The following is an 18,244-nucleotide window of genomic DNA, read 5'->3' as shown; positions in this document are numbered from 1 at the left end:
CTGGCGGGCCGAGTTTTCGGACCGGACGGCTGAGTGCAGCGGATGCCCAATTCCGAAGACTCAGGGGGTGCTCTCACCGACCCGCCGACAACTGTTGCTCGGTATCGCCGCGGCCCCGCTCGTCCTGAGCATGGGGTGCTCGCGCACCACCGCCGCCGAACGCTCGACCCGTCCGCTGCCGATACCGCCGCAGGCGGAGTCCACCGTCGTCGACGGGACCCGCATGTTCGTGTTACGGGCGATGTCCGGGAACACCGAGATACAACCGGGCGTGCGAACGGCGACCTGGGGATTCAACGGGTCCATCCTCGGCCCGACACTGCGCGCGCGCCGTGGGGAACAGGTCGCGGTGCGCGTGCAGAACGAGTTGGCCGAGCCGACCACCGTGCATTGGCACGGCATGCACGTTCCCGCGCAGTCTGACGGCGGGCCGCATCAGACCGTGCCGGCCGGTGGTTCTTGGGAACCCCGTTGGCAGATAAAACAACCCGCGGCGACGCTCTGGTACCACCCGCACCCGCACGGTGCGACCGAGAAGCACATCTACCGAGGACTGGCCGGGCTGTTCCTGATCGATGACGACACCGTCGACGGACTGCCGCGGGACTACGGTATCGACGATATCCCGCTGATCGTCCAGGACCGCAGGTTCACCGCTGCGGGAGCGCTCGACGAGTCCGACCCCACCGATATCGGACTTCTCGGTGACACGATCCTGACCAACGGCATGACCGGCGCCCATCTTCCGGTGACCACGCAGCATGTGCGGTTGCGCCTGCTCAACGGGTCGGGCGGGCGGCTCTACAATTTCGGGTTCGGCGATGATCGCCGGTTCCACATCATCGCCGGTGACGGCGGACTATTGGGGGCTCCCGTCGAGGCCTCCCGCGTCCAGCTCTCCCCAGGGGAACGCGCCGAAATCGTCGTCGGTTTCCGGCCCGGTGAATCCGTTGCGCTGCAGTCGTTCCCCATCGAGAACCGGGCCGGACTGGACGATGACGAAGCGGCCCGCTTCGGCGTGGACGATGCTTTCACCGTCCTGACGATCCATGCCGACGACACGCTCGGTCGCAGTCCGGTGTTACCCGCGACGCTGGCCGCGTTACCGGCGCTGCCGGATGATGCGGCGGCGGTGCGGCGGCAGTTCGACCTGCAATGGTTCATGATCAACCGCAATCGGATGGACATGAACCGCATCGATTTTCACGCGACGGTGGATACCGACGAGATCTGGACCGTGCGCAACGTCGACAATTGGCCGCACAACTTCCACGTCCACGACACCCAGTTCCGGATCATCGACATCGATGGTGCCGCGCCACCGGCACACCTTGCCGGCTTCAAGGACACCGTGTACATCGCTCCGGCGCAACGGATACGGATCGCCGTTCGCTTCACCGACTACACCGATCCCACGTGGCCGTACATGTACCACTGCCATCTTGCCTGGCACGAGGACCAGGGGATGATGGGACAGTTCCTCGTCCTCGGCCCCGGGCAGCAGCCGGCGGGTCCGCCGGCGACCCCGATGGCGGGTCACGCCATGCGCTGATATCCGTACACCGCGAGCTGTACCCGATTCTGGGCGCCCAGCTTGGTCATCAGGTTCGCAACATGGGTCTTGACCGTCGTCACCCCCAGATGCAGGCGTGCCGCGATCTCCTGATTGGACAAGCCCTCGATCACCAGCGGCAGCACATCCTCTTCGCGTTCGGTCAGCTGGACCGGTTCCCCCGCGGTGCCGCGCGTGTCAACGGCCCGAAGTACCAAGCGCTGCAGCACATGCGCCGACAACACCAGTTCCCCGGCGGCCACTCGTCGCACCGCGGTGAGCAGTTCACTCGGTTCGGTGTCCTTGACCAGAAACCCCGACGCGCCGGCGGCCAGCGCCGGGTACAGGTGCTCGTCGTCATCGAATGTGGTCAACACCAGGATCTTGGAATCGGCCCGTGCCGAGCGGATCTGCTCGGTCGCGGTGATGCCGTCCACCCCTGGCATGCGGAGATCCATCAGCACGACGTCCGGCATCAGTTCAGCGGTGGAACGGACGGCCTGCGCCCCATCGGAAGCTTCCGCGACCACCTCGATGTCCTCGGTCGAATCGCAGAGCATCCGCAGACCCGCTCGCACCAGGCGCTGATCGTCGGCGATCACGACACGGGTAACCATGCCCGCACCTCCCATCCCCGCTCACCGCGACCGGAGCGGAAATCACCGCCCATGAGTGCCAACCGCTCCGACATCCCGACGATCCCCAGCCCGCCCGCCGATTCGTCACCACCGGCGTTGTCCACCCGGATATCGATGCCACCAGCGCGTCGTGTCATGTTCAGCGTCACCGGGCCCGCGGGCTCGGCATGTTTCATCACGTTGGTCAGCGATTCTTGGATCACTCGCAGCACCGTGAGCCTGGCCATCGCATCCAGACCCGTGCCGTCCCTGTCGATATCGGCGGTCACCGCGAAACCCGCGGCGCGGGTGCGTTCTACTGCGGCGTCGATCTCAGTCCATAGTGCCTCGGGTTCCACCATGGCGACCTCGTGCAGGTCCGGATCGCGAAGCGCGCTCTGCCATCTGCGGATATCGGCCAATGCGTCCGTGGCCGTGCGGTGCACGTCGCCGAGTACCTCGGCGACCCGCGGATCGGCACCATCGATCACGTGTTCGGCGACTCCGGTGCGCAGAACGATCGATGCCATGTGATGCGCGACGAGGTCATGCAGTTCACGCGCCATCGCGGTGCGCTCCTGGGCACGGACCTGCGATTGGGCGGCCGCCCGCATCTGACGTTGGCTGCGCAGATACAGGCCGAGCAGCAGGGGGAGTCCCAAAGCCGCTGCCACCGTGGTCAGATCGGCCGCACCCCAGCGCTGCGCGTGCTCATCGAGCTCCACACCGAGCAGCAGCGCGGCCAGCCAGGCCGCACTTGCCACCGCCACGACCCGGTTGCTGTCCACTCGGGCGGTCAGGTCGGCCAGGGCGATCGCACCGAGATAGGGCACCACTCCGGACAGGCCCCAGGCCTGATCGGCGAACATCGGCACCGCAAGTACCGACAGGATCAGCGATACCGGTAACGGCCGGCGCTCACCGCAGAGGAAGACCGCCGCCGACGCGCAGGCCAGTAACCAGAAGGGCAACGAGACACGGAACTGCCCGGGAAAGGTGCTCACCGCCAGCAGCACCGGCGTCAACATCAGTGGCACACTCCGGAGCAGCAGGCGGTGCACGCGATCAGGCTATCGCCTCGGTCCAGGATCTGGACCCAACCGCTCAGCGGTCGCGGACACCGCCGTAGATGCCCCGCTTGACGATCCACGGCTGGAGTACCCGCTCGATCGACCAGGCCGGGAATCGGAACGCGCGTCCGGTCGGGGTGAACACCTCCAGACCGTCGGGTTGCGCGCCGAGCACCGAGCCCCACCGCCGCGCCGCCGGGCGGAACCGGCGCGGGGTACCGCGGCGGTCGAGCTGGACCCGGACATTGTGGGCGACCAAACCGTCGGCGCGGTTACGTGCCGAGGACCGGAGTGGATCGCTGGCCGCAACATCACCGATGGCGAAGATCTCTGGGTGACCAGGAGCCTGGAGCTCATCGGTGACATCGACAAATCCGGCCTCGTCGAGCAACTCCTCGGGTAACCATTCGGTATTCGGCCGCACCCGACCGATCGCCCACAACACGGCATCGGCGTGCGTATCCGACTGGCCGGTACTGAACTGAACTGTGCCACTGGTGATCTCGTCGCACTGGAATCCCTCGGGCACCATGGCACGATGCCGAGGATGCAGCGCAACGCCCGCGTCGAGCAGTCGGCGCTGCACCCGGCGCCACACCCGGTCGTGATGCTGGGGCAGCGCGCGGTCGCCCGGAAAGTAAAGCGCGACGTTCGCCCGTGGCAGCGCCGCGGCCAGGTTTGCCGCCGCGCTGACCGCGGCCGCACCCCCGCCGAGCACCGCGATGGTCGACGCCGCGGCGAACCGCGCATGGGCGGCGCGCAGCTCGGCGTCGATCTGATCGTTGGACTGCCGTCGCGGCTGCCGCCAGAAGCCGTTGCGCACGCCGGTAGCGATGACCAGCGCGTCATAGGGCTCCATGATGGTCGCCGCACCGGTATCGACGGACACGGTGCGTGCGCCCAGGTCAACCCCGGTCAGGGTGCCGTGCACCGTGCGTACCGGGTCGAGCGCTCGGTATCGGTGGAAATCGATCCAATAGTGCCGAGCCCACTCCTCTGGACGGGCCAGGCGGATCCCCAGCTCCTGGCCACTGACCACACCGGGCTTCGACGAGACGCCGACGACGTCGAAATGCTTCGCAAGCTTGATCGCGGTCAGTATTCCCGCGTCGCCCAGACCTGCGACCACAACACGCTGCATGCCGTCATCTTCGCCGCCGGACCGCGGGTTGTCGGGAAAACCACGGAGAGTTCGGGAGAAATCGTCGTTCCGGCCGCCGGCGGCGCTTTTTGTAGAATCGCGGAGGTGAAGCTGCGTCGCACCCGCACCCAGACCGGCCTTCAGATCGAATACCTTGCTCCCGAGGGTGACTGGCGGCCGGCGCCGAGCAACACCGCGCTGGGCGGGCGGGTGTTCGACGCCGATTGGGAAACCGAACAGGCGGACCGGCACCTTCAGCACAGTCCATTTCTGCTGCCGTTCCAGCCGCTGTCCTTCCGCGACTTCATGCTGTACGAACAGCACAATATCGATGCCGCCCGGGGTCTGATCCGCCGATTCCACCCCGGTTTATACCGGGCCGCGGCGGCATATGAGAAGGTCACCGGCCGCCCCGCTCCGCAGCTTCGGCCCAAGCCGCTGTTCTACCGCCAGCCGATCTACTACATGGGCAATGCCCACACATTTGTTCCGACCGGCACGCCGGTCGCCACACCGAGTTACTCCGCCGCCCTGGACTTCGAATTGGAGCTCGGGTTCGTACTGTCGGCGCCTCTACTCGACGCCACGCCCGCCGAAGCCGAGCGGGCGATCGGCGCCTTTGTCGTCGTCAACGACTTCAGCGCGCGCGATGTCCAGCGCGCCGAGATGGACAGCGGATTCGGCCCCCAGAAGTCCAAGCACTTCCTGAGCTCGATGTCGGATACCGCCGTCACCGCCGATGAGGTACTACCGCGCATCGACTCGCTCACCGGTTCGGTCGCCGTCAACGGCGCGACCGTCAGTGTCGTCCGTAGCGGAGGCATGGCGCACGGGATCGGTGCGGCGCTGGCGCACGCGTCGCGTTCGGAACAGCTGCATGCCGGCGAGCTGTTCGCCACCGGGACCCTGACCGGTGGCTCCGGAATGGAAACCGGGCACTGGTTACGTCCCGGCGACACGCTGACGCTCACCCTCGACGGGGTGGGCCGGGTCGAGCACCTCATCACCTAGAACCGTCGAGCGGCAATAATGCACTCAAGGCGAAACAAAGCCTTTCTCCAATTAGCTTTCTGCTTTTCGTTATATTCCGCGGTTAGATAATCGGTGCAGACCGGGTGTCCCGCACCACGACACCACCGTCGGCCTTGCCGACGTGTTCGAACAGCAACATGCGTCAATCGGGCTGAACGCCAGCTGATCCCATCTGATGGCATCGAGATACGTTGTTGGCAAGGATATATCGACGGTAGCCGGAGCAAAGCGGAAGCAAAGCGCCGATATTCGCCCCGCGAGGCACCGGTACATCGGTATAGTCAAAATCCGTCACGATCGAAAACAAGGGCGCTGTCCACGGGATGTCTGCTGTGCGACCGGCGTCCGCAAGAATGGAGCCAAGACCACACCGGGGGAGGTCTTTTCGTCCGATGGCAACGGAACTGACGCGGATCTCCGCGGACCTGCGGACGACCATGGAATCGCTCCTCGGGACCATCGACGACTTGGCACGCGAACTGGTTCGAGTACTCGGGGTGAACCAGACGGATCGGCGGGCCCTCGAACTCATCATCTTGGCCGGCGAGAAGTCCATGACCCCGGGAATACTGGCCGACAGGCTCGGCCTCACCGCCGCGGGCACCACGATCGTGCTCAACCGCCTGGAGAAGATGGGCTATGTCAGCCGATCGCTGCATCCCACCGATCGGCGGCGCGTCATCGTGCTGGCCACCGACCTGGCAGCGCGCCGGATCTCCGAACTCCTCCACCCGCTACTCGACCGTGGCGGAAAGCTGCTGGCCAGCGATTACGACGCGCGGGAGATCGCCTTCGTCGTCGAGTTCCTCAATCGCACCATCGCACTCCAGCAAGAGCATCTCGACCATCTGCGCGAGTTGGACCCCTACCCACACTAGACACGTCCGCATGAACACCACCGCGCTGACACACGCCCCGCGGTATCCCTTCCCTCCGTGCGACGCACCCTCGGGGTGGCCATGGTCGAGCACCGCACGCCGCCCCTATTTCGGCGTGACCAAAACACACAACGCAGGGCGGAATTTCGTGCAAATACTTTCGATGATTAATTAAGCACATTTAGTTGTTATTTGGTAAGTACCGAACACATATAAAGGATTTGCCAGAATGCTATTTGATACGGCTTAACCTGGTACTTTTCACCTCAAAGATTTTGCTTAATGCGGTTCATGCTCGGGATATCACCATTCCTTACTTGCTGCCGATTTTCTCAGGTAACTTCCAGCTACCAAGCCCGACAATTACCAGGAGAATGCATGAGCGCGACCGTACAACCACGTCTGAAGATCGGCATTGCGGTGGCAGGTGCCAGCGCGATAGCGCTCGCCCCGATCATTCAGCCGATGCCCGATATCGCGGAGCCGCTGGCGCGTTCGGTGTCCACGGCGGCGGTAGCGCTCAGCGCGACGACCAACCCGATCGAGCAGTGGCTGCAGATCATCAACACCGCCGTCGCCAATGGTGGTGCGCTCGCCCAGACCTACCTGGCCAATCCCGCACCCATCCTGCGGCAGCTGATTCTGAACGGAATCGGTTATGGCGAGCAGACGTTCACCGCGCTGCAATCGACCGTGACCGCGTTGATCGACAACCTGCGCTTCGACAACCCCAGCGGCCTGCCGATGAATCTGAAGAACGCCTGGGATCAGATCCTGGCCGGTGACATCGCCAATGGTCTGCCCGCAATCTACTCAGCGGTGGCGGGTTACGTACTCTTCAGCGCCTTCCCGCTGATCAATCTGCTGGAAATTCCCTCCACGATGGCACAGAACTTCGCGAATGCCGTCGAGGCCGGGGTGCGGGGCGCTCTTGGGCTGGTCTTCGGCGCTCTCGCCATTCCTCCAGCCATCGTCGAGGCCACTGCGGTCCAGTTCCAATCCGTCTTGAACGCCGTACAAACCGGAGACTGGCTGGGTGCGATCAACGACGCATTCGGCGTACCCGGCGCGATGGTCGGCGCCTTCTTCAACGGATTCGGCTTCAACCCCGGGTTGTTGAGCCCCGACGGATTGATCGACATGGCCCTCAAAGCCATGAACTCGATCGCTGAGGCGCTCGGCGCCGCACCCCCGGCGGCGGCGATGGCCGCGCCGCTGGTGGCCAAGGGGTCAGACCTGGGACCGTCGGCATTGCCTGCGGATGAGTCGAACGTGACGACGGTGGTCCTGCGCACCGAGGGCGCAGCGAGCCCTGAGAACACCGAAGGCTCCGCCGCCGTCGAACCCGGCGCCGAGCAACCTGCAATCGACGGCACTACTCCCGCCGAGCCGCTGGCAGCAGAACCGGAGGCCAGCGAACCCGACCTGACCGAGCCGGAGATCACCGAACCCGACCTGACCGTGCCCGACCAGACCGAGTCCCTCTCGGCAGAGCCCACCGACACCGAGGCCGAGTCCGAGCGCGAATCCGGATACCAGGATCTGCGGTCTCCGTCGGCTGAGAGCACTGATGGCGACCTCGGCACCGGAAATGCCCGCAGCAGCAGGCCGACGGAGTCCACCGATTCCGCTCGGCCGAGCAGCCGCGAGGATCGCTCGGAGACCAGCAAGTCGGGCAGCAACAGCGGCCCGGAGTCCAGCGGTGGCACGTCGGCAAGTGGGTCCTCCGGCGCCGCGGCATAACGACCGCGCCGTCACGACTCGTGGGCCCCGCTCCTGAACGAGCGGGGCCCACTTTGTGCGGTCCCGCGGCACGGGAGTTTCACCTCATCGAAATAGATCTTCGCAGAGAAAGGACGACAATGACCCTCGGCTGGAATTCTTCCGACCGAGGGCCATTGCACAACTATTCCGTCATGTATAGCCGCAGAATTGTGCGGTCAGGCGATCAGGTGACGTTGGTGGTGGTGAGCGTCGGCGACGGATTCGGGTAGCACGACGTCGCAACGTTGATACCGGGTGACACCCGAGTGGTCATGGTCATGCCGGGACTGGAGTAGCTCGTGCCGGCGTACTTGCTGGTGATCGTTCCGGGAGCATTGGCCGTGACGTTGATGGTCACCGCGGGTGGCGTGAAGCTACTGCCACCGCTGATCGGCCCGGGAACGGTGAGCACCACATCAGAGCCCACCAGAGCCGCCGAGCCGGACACGGTTCCACCAGATGTGCTGGTGGAGACGAATGTCGAGTTCGCCGGGACCGGGATGATCATCTTCAGATTGCTGATGTTCGTCACCGTGAAACCGGAGGCCGACGACGGCACGCTCGACGAACCCGGCGTGAGGGTGATGGCCACGGGCGATCCCGCGGTCACCGATGCCGGCGCGGCGCCGTCGACCGAAGTGTTCATGCTGGAGGTCTGAGACACACCGAGGACGGTCCCCTGGCAACTCCAGTTGACAGTCGTGGCCGCGTTCGCGACTCCGACGAAACACATGGCGGCAGCGAGCGCCATCGGGGTTACCGCACCGACGCGAAGCATCGTGGACGTATTCGATCGCATTACTTTCTCCCAAACGGTGAGGGTTACGGCGTGGCCGGAAAGCAACGCCGCGGCGGAACGCAGAAAAGATAACCCGCCGAATTTGAAATTCCGTGCACATATTCAACACGTTTTGATAGCAATATTGATTAATTTGAATTAGTTATTCGGCACAAGAATTCGAATAAATGCGAATAGCGATATGCGCGACAAATAAAACATTCGACGCGATACCCGGTGGCCCCGCTACCGGATCGCCGCGATGGCCTTGTAGATCCGCTGTTCACTGACCGGCCGCGGGGTCCCCAGCTGCTGAGCCCACAGACTCACCCGCAATTCCTCGATCTGCCAACCGATATCGGCGACATCCTGCCCGGCGGCGCGAGCCGGGGAGAGGCTGCGCAGCAGGTCGTCGTAGGCGTCCTCGACGGCGTGTACCCGGTCCATCCGCTCCCGGTCGGCCACCAGTCCGTGCGGCAGTCGTTCCATCCGCCTGCCGATCGCCAGCAGGTAACGGGTCAGGTCTGCCAATTTGGTCACACCGGTCAGCGTCACGAAACCCTTGGGCAGCAGACGATCCAGTTGTGCGCGGACATCGGCGACCGCATCGGCCTGGGCTGGCACGGGCTTGTCGGGAATGGCCACCTGCGCCTCGTGCGCGGCGGCCAGCACCTTCTCGACCCGTCGCGCGATATCCATCGTCGTGGTGGCCAACGACCTCCCGACCTGTGCCGTCAGTGCCTCGAAATCTTTTCGTGCCCAGACCACTTCGCGGGCGAGCGCGTCCACCGCGGCATCGGCACAATCGTCGAGCAATGCGGCCAGCGGCCCGTCGGGGCTGGTATTCAGCGTCAAGCGGGCGCGCATGTCCAGTCCGCGCTCGACCGCCTTGACCGGCGAGGGCACCGACAGCCGCACCAGTCGGCGCAGCCCCGGACGCATCACGGCGGCCTGTTCGGCCGCCAGCGCGAAGACCTTCACATCCACGGCGGCCCCGGTATCGACGAAGGCCGGGAACCCGCGCACGGTGTGCCCGCCGCTGACCTGCTCCACGCTGCGCGGTAACTCGTCCAGATCGGCGGGCCAACCGGTGAGGCCACTGCGCTCCCACGAGCCCGCCACCGCGCGGGCGACCGCCCGCCGAACCGGTGCCGCCAGTCGATCCTGCAGCGCGGCAAGATCTTTGCCGCGCGCCACCTCGGCACCCTCGGCGGTCTCCACGGCGAACGTAACCCGCAGATGCGCGGGCACCTTGGCCGCGTCGAAGGCCTCTACCGGCACCACCACGCCACTGCGCCTGCGCAATTCCCTGGCGACCTCGGTCAACAGCGACCCGTTTTCCGGGTGCAGGTCGTCCAAGATCGCCCTGGCGGTATCCGGTGCCGGAACGAAGTTGCGGCGCAGATCCTTGGGCAGTGACTTGATCAGCGCGGTCACCAGCTCCTCACGCAATGCGGGCACCTGCCAGGCGAATCCGTCACCACCGATGCGGGTCAGCACCTCGACCGGGATGTGCACCGTCACACCGTCGTCCGCCGCACCCGGCTCGAAGCGATAGGTCAGCGGGAGTGCCAGATCCTCGGTGCGCCAGGTATCGGGATGCTCGTCGGACTGCTCGGTGCGCAGCAGTTCATCTCGGGTGAAGGTCAGCAGATCCGGTGTCTTGTGCCGCTGCTTTTTCCACCAGGCGTCGAAGTGCCTGGCCGAGACCGCCTCCGGCGGTATTCGGGCGTCGTAGAGGGCGAACAGCTCGTCATCACCGATCAGCAGGTCGCGGCGCCGTGCCCGCTCCTCGACCTCCTCCAACTCGGCGCGCAGCCTCGCGTTGTCCCGAAAGAAGTGATGCCGGGTCTGCCAGTCACCTTCGACGAGGGCATGGCGGATGAACAGTTCCCGCGAGACTTCAGGGTCGATCTGGCCGTATCCGACGGACCGGCGCGGCACCAAAGGCAACCCGTACAAAGTGACGCGTTCGAAGGCCATCACCGCGCCGCGGCGGGCGTCCCAGTGCGGTTCGCTGTAGGTACGCGCCACCAGGTGCCCGGCGACCCGTTCGATCGCGTCGGGATCGATGCGGGCCGCCGTCCGGCCGAACAGGCGGCTGGTTTCGACCAGATCGGCCACGACGATCCAGCGCGGCGGTTTGCGGGTCAGTACCGAGCCCGGCGCCAGCACGAACTTGGTGTTGCGGGCCCCCTGGTAGTCACGACCGTCACCCTCGCGTAATCCGATGTGGGACAACAATCCAGCGGTCAACGCGGCGTGGATACGACTCGGGTCGGCATCCTCGGACACCTCGCGGATGCCCAGATCCCCGGCGATGCTGCGCAGCTGTCCGGCCAGATCCTGCCATTCCCTGATCCGCAGGTAGTGCAGGAACTCCTCGCGGCACATCCGGCGGAATGCACTGCCGGACCGCTCCTTGCGCTGCTCCCGCAGATACCGCCAGAGATTCAGATAGGACACGAAGTCCGACTGTTCGTCGGCGAAGCGGGCATGCTTCTGCCGCGCCGCCTCTTCCCGGTCGGCAGGCCGCTCACGCGGATCGGGGATGGACAGCGCGGCGGCGATCACCAATACCTCGCGCACGCAGTTCTCGTCGTGGGCGGCAAGGATCATCCGGCCGATGCGCGGGTCCAGCGGAAGCCTCGCCAGGCGCTTGCCTACTTCGGTGAGCGCACCGCTGGAGTCGAAGGCACCGAGTTCCTGCAGCAGTTGCACGCCGTCGCGAATACTGCGCGCATCCGGCGGGTCCAGGAACGGAAAGTCCTGCACGTCACCGAGTTTGAGTGCCGACATCTGCAGGATCACCGCGGCCAGATTGGTGCGCAGGATCTCCGGATCGGTATAGCGCGGCCGTGATTCGAAGTCGGCCTCCGAATACAGCCGGATGCACACGCCTGGCGCGGTGCGGCCCGACCGGCCCGCCCGCTGATCCGCCGAGGCCTGCGATATCGGTTCGATGGGCAGGCGCTGCACCTTGGTGCGCCGGCTGTAGCGCGAGATGCGCGCGGTACCCGGGTCGACCACGTAGCGGATACCCGGGACCGTCAACGAGGTCTCGGCGACGTTGGTGGCCAGCACGATCCGCCGGCCGGAGCGGCCGGGGGTGAACACCTTCTGCTGCTCGGCGGTCGGCAACCGCGCATACAGCGGCAACACCTCGGTGTTGGGTAGATCCTTCAGAGAATCGGCAGTATCGCGAATCTCGCGTTCCCCGGACAGGAACACCAGCACATCGCCGGGCGGTTCGGCTTCCAGCTCGCGGACCGCGTCCACGATCGCCTCGGTGGGGTCCCGCACCACCTCGGCGGTGCCGACCATGGATTCGGTACGCACGATCTCGTGGTCGGGATCGTCCGGGTCACCCGAGCCGTCCTCGTCCGAGGCGAGGACCGGCACCTCCAGCGGCCGATACCTGATCTCCACCGGATACGTCCGCCCCGACACCTCGACGATGGGGGCGGCCACCCCGTCGATCGCGAAGTGCTCCGCGAAGCGCCCCGGCGCGATGGTGGCCGAGGTGACGATGACCTTGAGGTCGGGACGGCGCGGCAGCAGCTCGCGCAGATAGCCGAGCAGGAAGTCGATGTTCAGGCTGCGCTCGTGGGCCTCGTCGAGGATCAGAGTGTCGTACCGCAGCAGCCGGCGGTCGCGCTGGATCTCGGCGAGCAGGATGCCGTCGGTCATCAACTTGATCAGGGTGGCGTCGCCGGCCTGATCGGTGAAGCGCACCGTGTAGCCCACCGTGGACCCGAGCGGGGTGCCCAGTTCGTCGGCGATGCGCTGGGCGACCGTGCGCGCAGCCAGCCGGCGCGGCTGGGTGTGCCCGATGGTGCCGCGGATGCCGCGGCCGAGCTCCAGGCAGATCTTGGGCAGCTGCGTCGTCTTGCCGGATCCGGTGGCGCCGGCCACCACCACCACCTGGTTCTCGCTGATCGCCTTCGCCAGTTCGTCGCGGCTGTCGGAGACGGGCAGATCCGGGTAGGTGATCTGCGGTACCGCGGACGTCCGGGTGTGCACCAGGGCCTCGGCCGCGGCGAACTGGGCGAGCAACTGTTCCGGCGGGTCACCGCGCAGGCCCTTGAGCCGGCGGCCCAACCGGGACGCGTCGCGGTAGGTCAGACCGTCCAGACGGGCGTACAGCTCACGGATGGCGGGGTCGGACACTCACACGAGGCTAGCCGGAGCGGCCCGGCGACCAGTAGTCGAGCATCGCGGCGAAGGTCTCGAAGGCCGGCCGCGACGGACCGTAGGCCGCCTCGAAGTGCACGCTGAGCGGAAAACCGAGGGCGCCGACGCCGTCGATCACCCGCTTGTACAGATCGAGCATCTCGCGGCGCTTCTCGGCCGGGTCCAGCCCGGCGATACGCGTCACGAACTCCTGCTCGGCGGCCACGGCCGCATTACCGGGGTCCTGGATCAACCAGTTGATCAAGCCGACCTTGGACTCCATCTGGGGCACGAACCCGAAGGACAGCAGGATCTCGGGGCGGTGGTCGGTGGACGCGGCGAACTCGGTGAGGAAGCCCACGATGGCATCCGAGTACAGCAGCTGGGTCATGCCGTAGGTCGCACCCTGGTCCAGCTTGAACGTGAAACGTCCCTGCTCACCCTCGCGGGTCGGGATGAGGATGACACCGCGGTTGGGCACCAGCGAGGCGAAGGTCGACAGCGCATCGGTGGGGGCGACGCCGCCGCCCTCGCCGTCTTTGAGGGTGCGCGGCACGCCCACGAAGGCGATGCCGTCGAAGTGTGCCGCGTTCAGTTCGGTGAGCCGGCCGCGCAGGGCGCTCTCGTCGAGGAAGGACGTCACCTGGGTGCACAGTCCGCGCGCCTGCGGCAGTTCGGGCTGGATCAGCGACCAGTACTCCAGCACATCCATCTTGGGCTTCATCTCGACGGGACGGTCATCGTCCTCGTCGATCATCCCGGGGATCATGATGTGTCCGAGGGACACGCCCGATTCGGCGGACAGTGCCCGCACCTTGGCCGCCTCGTCGACGGCGTACTGCGCACCCCGTTCCACGTTCGGTGGGACGAGTTCGAGTGCGATGGTGTGAAGCGGCACGACCGCCACCCTAAACGGCGCGGTGCCCGCGTGATACACCTCCACCCATGGCACAACGCTGCATCTTCCCCAGCGCGACGGGTCCGGAGCTAGCCGGGATCATCGACCTGCCCGAGGGGCCGGTGCGCGGGTGGGGAGTGTTCTCGCACGGGTTCACCCTTGGCAAGGACTCACCGGCGGCGGCCCGGATCTGCAAACAGCTGGCCGCCGACGGCATCGGCATGCTGCGGTTCGATGCACTCGGGCTGGGCGGTTCGCGGGGCGACTGGGGTGACGGTTCGTTCACCGTCAAGGTGCACGATCTGATGGAAGCCTGTCGGTTCATGGCCGACCGCGGCACCCCCGCCGACCTGTTGGTGGGCCACTCCTGGGGTGGGGCCGCCGCCATCGCGGCGGCCCGGGACTGCCCGGGGGTGCGTGCGGTGGTGACCGTCGGTGCGCCGTTCGACCCCACCCATGTCGAGCATCAGTACGACGCCTGCCTGGAGCAGGTGTTCGCCGAGGGCAGCGGGCAGTGGATGGTCGGCGGCAAGACACTGACCCTCAAGCGGGCCTTCGTCGAGGATGTCCGCCGTGCCGATCTGCGCGACAAGATCCGGGACCTGAAGCTGCCGCTGTTGATCCTGCACTCCCCGACCGACAACACCGTCGGCATCCAGAACGCCAGCGATATCTTCCAGACCGCCCGGCATCCGCGCAGCTTCGTCTCCCTGGAGGGTTCCGAGCATCTGTTGACCGGTCCCGGCCAGGCCAAGCGTGCCGGCCGGATCATCGGCGCCTGGGCGGACGCCTACCTGGGCGGGTGAATCAGGCGCGCCCTGCCGCGATCATGTCCTCGCGCGGCACCACCTTGACCCGCTCGCGGCCCTGCTCGGCGCCGAGCGCGATCTCGTGGGCGTCGAGACGTTCCCATTCGGCCCAGGTGGTGTAGTCCACACCTCGGCCGGCCAACACCTCCAGAACGGCGTCGGGGTCGGTGACCTCGGGCGGGGTGATGGCGGGCAGGTCGGCAAGCAGGCTGGAAACCGTCTCGGCCGCATCCGATTTCGTGTGCCCGATGAGCCCGATCGGTCCGCGCTTGATCCATCCCGTGACATAGGTGGCGTCGACCACCATCCAATCGGCATCGAGCACCCGGCCGGCATCGTTGGGAATCACGCCGGCGTGGTGGTCGAACGGCAGATCGGCCAGATGCGAGGACATGTACCCCACCGCACGGTAGACGGCCTGCACCGGCCAATCGGTGAATTCGCCGGTGCCACGGACGGTGCCGTCACCGATCAGTTCGGTGCGTTCGGTGCGCAGTCCCTCCACCTGATCGGTGCCCAGCACCGCGACGGGAGCCTGGCACAGATGGATGTGGATGCGGTGCGGGGCGCCGGTGGGCTCCCTGTCCATGTACTTCATCATGGTGTCGACGACGAGCTTGGTCGCCTTGGTCGAGTTGATGGCCTTCTGGCTCGCTTCGTCGATCTCGAAACCCTCGGGGTGCACGATGACGTCGACGCTCGGCGAGTGCGAGAGTTCACGAAATTCCATGGGCGAGAACTTGATCTGGGCCGGACCACGCCGTGCGAAGACGTGGACATCGGTGGCCTGGTTGAGCGCGAGCCCGGCGTAGACATTGCCGGGGATCTCCGTGCCGAGCTGTTCGTCGGCAGGTTTGGCCAGCACCCTGGCGATATCCAGGGCCACATTGCCCGCGCCGAGGACCGCGACCTCGCGGGCATCCAGCGGCCAGTCGCGCGGCACGTCGGGATGACCGTCGTACCAGGACACGAAGTCCGCCGCGCCATGGCTGCCCGGCAGGTCGATACCGGGGATGTCCAGCGGTCGGTCGTGGCGCGCTCCGGTGGAGAAGATGACGGCGTCATAGTGACTGCGCAGGTCCGCCAGCGAGAGGTCGGTGCCGTAGTGCACGTTGCCGATGAACCGGATCTCGTCACGGCAGAGCACTCTGCGCAGCGCCTTGATGATCTCCTTGATGCGCGGATGATCAGGAGCCACGCCATAGCGGACCAGCCCGTACGGGGCGGGCAACCGGTCGAACAGATCGACCCGAGCGTCCGGGTATTCGCTGGTCAGAATGTCGGAGGCATAGATGCCTGCCGGGCCGGCTCCGATGACCGCCACACGGATCTTCCGCATCGAGCCCTCACTTCCAGACGTAGGTAAGGTGACCCTAACTTGGTACGTGCGTACCGCAAGACCTACCTCCGAGACCTCGGTCACACAGCCCGGGCGGCCGTAGGCATCCGGCGGTAGCGTCGACTCATGAACGCCATGCCCGCAGCGTTCATCGGGCACGGCAGCCCGATGAACGCCGTCGACGACAACCGATACACCGCTTCGTGGCGGGCATTCGGGCAGTCGGTCCCCCGGCCGCGGGCCATCCTCGTCATCAGCGCGCACTGGTACATCAACGCCACCGCCGTCACCGCGATGTCCTGGCCGCGCACCATCCACGATTTTTACGGCTTCCCCCGCGAGCTCTACGACATTCGCTATCCCGCACCGGGTTTACCCGATCTGGTCGGTGAGATCTCCGAGATCGTGCAACCCACCTGGATCGGTGCCGACGAGGACAGCTGGGGTATCGATCACGGGGCCTGGTCGGTGCTGGTGCACGCCTTCCCCGAGGCGGACATCCCCGTGGTCCAGCTGTCGATCAACGCCGAACAACCGCTGGAGTACCACCTCAATCTCGGGGCGCGCCTGGCGCCGCTGCGCGATGCCGGGGTGCTGGTGCTCGGTAGCGGCAACATCGTGCACAACCTGCGCCTGATGGACTCCGGATTTGCCGATACCGGATTCGACTGGGCAGCCCGGTTCGACACTTCGGCGCGGGAGCTGCTCACCACCGACCCCGCCGAGGTACTGCGGCTTCGCGACCATCCGGACTACCCGATCGCGGTCCCGACGCCCGATCACTTCATCCCGATGCTGTACTTCGCAGGCATCGCCGGCGCCCGACCGGCATCGGTGCTGGTGGACGGATACAGCTACGGCTCGCTGTCGATGACGTCCTACGTCGCGGACTGACCCCTGGCCAGCCGCACCGCCGGGGCGGTCGAGGACGGCAACAACGCCGCGGGGTCCGCCGGGCGATGCACCCGGACCCCGATGCCGTCACCGAAGCGATACGGCTGCGCCTCGATGATGCCGACGAGTTGCTTACGCAGACGTGACATCTCGGCCCGCACCGTCACCACCCGACTCCGGTCACCGTAGAGGTCGGCCGCCAGCTCCGGCGCGGTACGTCCCGCCCGATGAACGGCGAGCACCAGCAGGATCTCCGCGTGCCGGGGCGAGATGTCCTGCCGCCACGCCCCCGACGGCCCGGCCAGTTCCAGCACCGGCTGTTGGCGCAGGTCGAGCGTCAACTCGGCGGCGGCTGCGCCTTCGTCGTGGGCCGCATCGGAGACCGGGCGCACCAACCACCCGCCCGACAGCGGCTCCAACTCACACGCCCCCAGCGCCGGTATCCATGTCCTGCCCGGTCCGGCCTTCTGCGGCAACATGATCCGATTGTGCGGCGGCATCGAGTCGACCGCGGCCACCCACCCTTCCGGATCGACGGCCAGCGCCGGCTCGCCCAACCGGGCCAGCATCGGGGCCGCCACCGCCCGCAGCCGGTCCAGTGTCCTGGCGTGCGCCTCCCGCAGCTGCGATTCGGCCAGCCGCGCCACCAGGTCCACCAGTGCGATCGTGGTGGGGTGCACCGTCGATGCCGGGCCGGACACGTCGACAGCGCCGATCACATGCCCGGTGCGCGGATCCCGGATCGGCGCACCCGCGCAGGTCCACGCGTGATGGCTGCGCAGGAAATGCTCGGCGGAGAAGATCTGTACCGCACGCCGCGACACCAGGGCGGTGCCGATGGCGTTGGTGCCGACCGCCGACTCACCCCAGTCGGCACCCTCCACGAACCCCAGCCGGTCGGCGTTGCCGAGCACCCGCGGTGTCCCGGACCGCCACAACACCCGGCCGCGAGCGTCGGCGACCACCAGGATGTTGCTGCCGTCGGCGATCACCGATTCCAACCCGCGGGTGATGTCCTCCAACACCGTCACCAGCCCCGAGGACTGGCGCAGCAGATCCAATCCGCTGCGGTCGATATCCGGCGGGTCGTGACGCTCGGGATCGATCCCGCTGTCCAGCAACCGGTTCCAGGATTCGGCGATCACCGGACGAGGCTTGGCCGGCGATCGCCCGCCGGCCATTGTCGCGTCGTAGACCTCGGAGAGCAGCATGGCGTAGCGACGCGGGTCGTCACCGACGGCGACCGCGGGCTCGGGGTTCGAGACGCCTGCCACCCTTTCGATTGTGCTCCCCGTCACA

Annotated in this window: 15 protein-coding genes; 7 read left to right on the top strand and 8 right to left on the bottom strand. The window is 66.4% G+C overall.

Annotated elements, in window-relative coordinates; genetic code table 11:
• The first annotated feature begins 67 nt into the window (after nucleotides 1–67).
• Entirely contained in the window at nucleotides 68–1,552 is a 1,485-nt protein-coding gene (locus tag IC40_RS0107320) for a multicopper oxidase family protein (RefSeq protein ID WP_042509595.1), read from the top strand.
• Here the strand turns inward: IC40_RS0107320 and IC40_RS0107315 are convergent.
• Genes IC40_RS0107315 through IC40_RS0107305 form a run of 3 tightly spaced genes read right to left on the bottom strand, consistent with a single transcriptional unit; the run spans nucleotide 1,537 to nucleotide 4,380 of the window.
• The gene (locus IC40_RS0107315; protein ID WP_030134084.1) at nucleotides 1,537–2,169 is read right to left on the bottom strand and encodes a response regulator; all 633 of its coding nucleotides are present in this window, start codon (nucleotides 2,167–2,169) and stop codon (nucleotides 1,537–1,539) included. The genes IC40_RS0107320 and IC40_RS0107315 overlap by 16 nt on opposite strands.
• A complete protein-coding gene (locus IC40_RS0107310; protein WP_030134083.1) occupies nucleotides 2,151–3,230 on the bottom strand; it encodes a sensor histidine kinase in 1,080 nt (359 codons plus the stop codon). Before IC40_RS0107310 ends, IC40_RS0107315 begins: the two co-directional genes overlap by 19 nt.
• Before the next feature lie 43 nt (nucleotides 3,231–3,273).
• Nucleotides 3,274–4,380 carry an FAD-dependent oxidoreductase gene (locus IC40_RS0107305; protein ID WP_030134082.1) on the bottom strand — a complete coding sequence of 369 codons (1,107 nt, stop codon included), beginning with the start codon at nucleotides 4,378–4,380 and terminating at the stop codon, nucleotides 3,274–3,276.
• Between the two features lie 105 nt (nucleotides 4,381–4,485).
• Between IC40_RS0107305 and IC40_RS0107300 the strand changes: the two genes are divergently transcribed.
• From IC40_RS0107300 to IC40_RS0107290, 3 genes are all read left to right on the top strand, one after another.
• Nucleotides 4,486–5,391, top strand: coding sequence for a fumarylacetoacetate hydrolase family protein (locus IC40_RS0107300; protein ID WP_030134081.1), 906 nt, complete (start codon nucleotides 4,486–4,488; stop codon nucleotides 5,389–5,391).
• 413 nt (nucleotides 5,392–5,804) lie between these two features.
• Nucleotides 5,805–6,290 carry a MarR family winged helix-turn-helix transcriptional regulator gene (locus tag IC40_RS0107295; protein WP_019514307.1) on the top strand — a complete coding sequence of 162 codons (486 nt, stop codon included), beginning with the start codon at nucleotides 5,805–5,807 and terminating at the stop codon, nucleotides 6,288–6,290.
• A 378-nt stretch (nucleotides 6,291–6,668) separates the two neighbouring features.
• Nucleotides 6,669–8,033, top strand: coding sequence for a hypothetical protein (locus tag IC40_RS0107290; RefSeq protein ID WP_030134080.1), 1,365 nt, complete (start codon nucleotides 6,669–6,671; stop codon nucleotides 8,031–8,033).
• A gap of 205 nt (nucleotides 8,034–8,238) precedes the next feature.
• Here IC40_RS0107290 and IC40_RS28115 read toward each other — a convergent pair whose 3' ends face one another.
• Complete coding sequence (locus IC40_RS28115; protein WP_159107597.1) at nucleotides 8,239–8,586, bottom strand: hypothetical protein; 348 nt, start codon at nucleotides 8,584–8,586, stop codon at nucleotides 8,239–8,241.
• Here IC40_RS28115 and IC40_RS28110 point away from each other — a divergent pair.
• Entirely contained in the window at nucleotides 8,576–8,713 is a 138-nt protein-coding gene (locus IC40_RS28110) for a hypothetical protein (RefSeq protein WP_159107598.1), read from the top strand. The genes IC40_RS28115 and IC40_RS28110 overlap by 11 nt on opposite strands.
• A gap of 365 nt (nucleotides 8,714–9,078) precedes the next feature.
• Here IC40_RS28110 and hrpA read toward each other — a convergent pair whose 3' ends face one another.
• Nucleotides 9,079–13,002 carry an ATP-dependent RNA helicase HrpA gene (hrpA, locus tag IC40_RS0107280; RefSeq protein ID WP_030134078.1) on the bottom strand — a complete coding sequence of 1,308 codons (3,924 nt, stop codon included), beginning with the start codon at nucleotides 13,000–13,002 and terminating at the stop codon, nucleotides 9,079–9,081.
• A gap of 10 nt (nucleotides 13,003–13,012) precedes the next feature.
• Nucleotides 13,013–13,903 (bottom strand): mycobacterial-type methylenetetrahydrofolate reductase, encoded by an 891-nt coding sequence (locus IC40_RS0107275; RefSeq protein ID WP_023985029.1) that lies wholly within the window; start codon nucleotides 13,901–13,903, stop codon nucleotides 13,013–13,015.
• 47 nt (nucleotides 13,904–13,950) lie between these two features.
• On the opposite strand from IC40_RS0107275, the gene IC40_RS0107270 reads away from it, so the two are divergent.
• On the top strand, nucleotides 13,951–14,709 hold the full coding sequence (locus IC40_RS0107270) for an alpha/beta hydrolase family protein (RefSeq protein WP_030134077.1): 759 nt from the start codon (nucleotides 13,951–13,953) through the stop codon (nucleotides 14,707–14,709).
• A gap of 1 nt (nucleotide 14,710) precedes the next feature.
• On the opposite strand, the gene IC40_RS0107265 is transcribed toward IC40_RS0107270, so the two are convergent.
• Complete coding sequence (locus IC40_RS0107265) at nucleotides 14,711–16,051, bottom strand: FAD-dependent oxidoreductase (protein ID WP_030134076.1); 1,341 nt, start codon at nucleotides 16,049–16,051, stop codon at nucleotides 14,711–14,713.
• Nucleotides 16,052–16,186: 135 nt separating this feature from the next.
• Between IC40_RS0107265 and ygiD the strand changes: the two genes are divergently transcribed.
• Complete coding sequence (ygiD, locus tag IC40_RS0107260; RefSeq protein ID WP_459166220.1) at nucleotides 16,187–16,945, top strand: 4,5-DOPA-extradiol-dioxygenase; 759 nt, start codon at nucleotides 16,187–16,189, stop codon at nucleotides 16,943–16,945.
• On the opposite strand, the gene IC40_RS0107255 is transcribed toward ygiD, so the two are convergent.
• Nucleotides 16,930–18,219, bottom strand: a complete 1,290-nt coding sequence (locus IC40_RS0107255; protein WP_030134074.1) for a GAF domain-containing protein — start codon at nucleotides 18,217–18,219, stop codon at nucleotides 16,930–16,932. The genes ygiD and IC40_RS0107255 overlap by 16 nt on opposite strands.
• Nucleotides 18,220–18,244: the final 25 nt, after the last annotated feature.

Origin of the sequence: Mycolicibacterium neoaurum ATCC 25795, assembly GCF_000691525.1 — a bacterium.
Taxonomy (GTDB): Bacteria; Actinomycetota; Actinomycetes; order Mycobacteriales; family Mycobacteriaceae; genus Mycobacterium; species Mycobacterium neoaurum.
The sequence above is the reverse complement of the archived record's forward strand: the minus strand, read 5'-3'. Positions and strand labels throughout refer to the sequence as shown.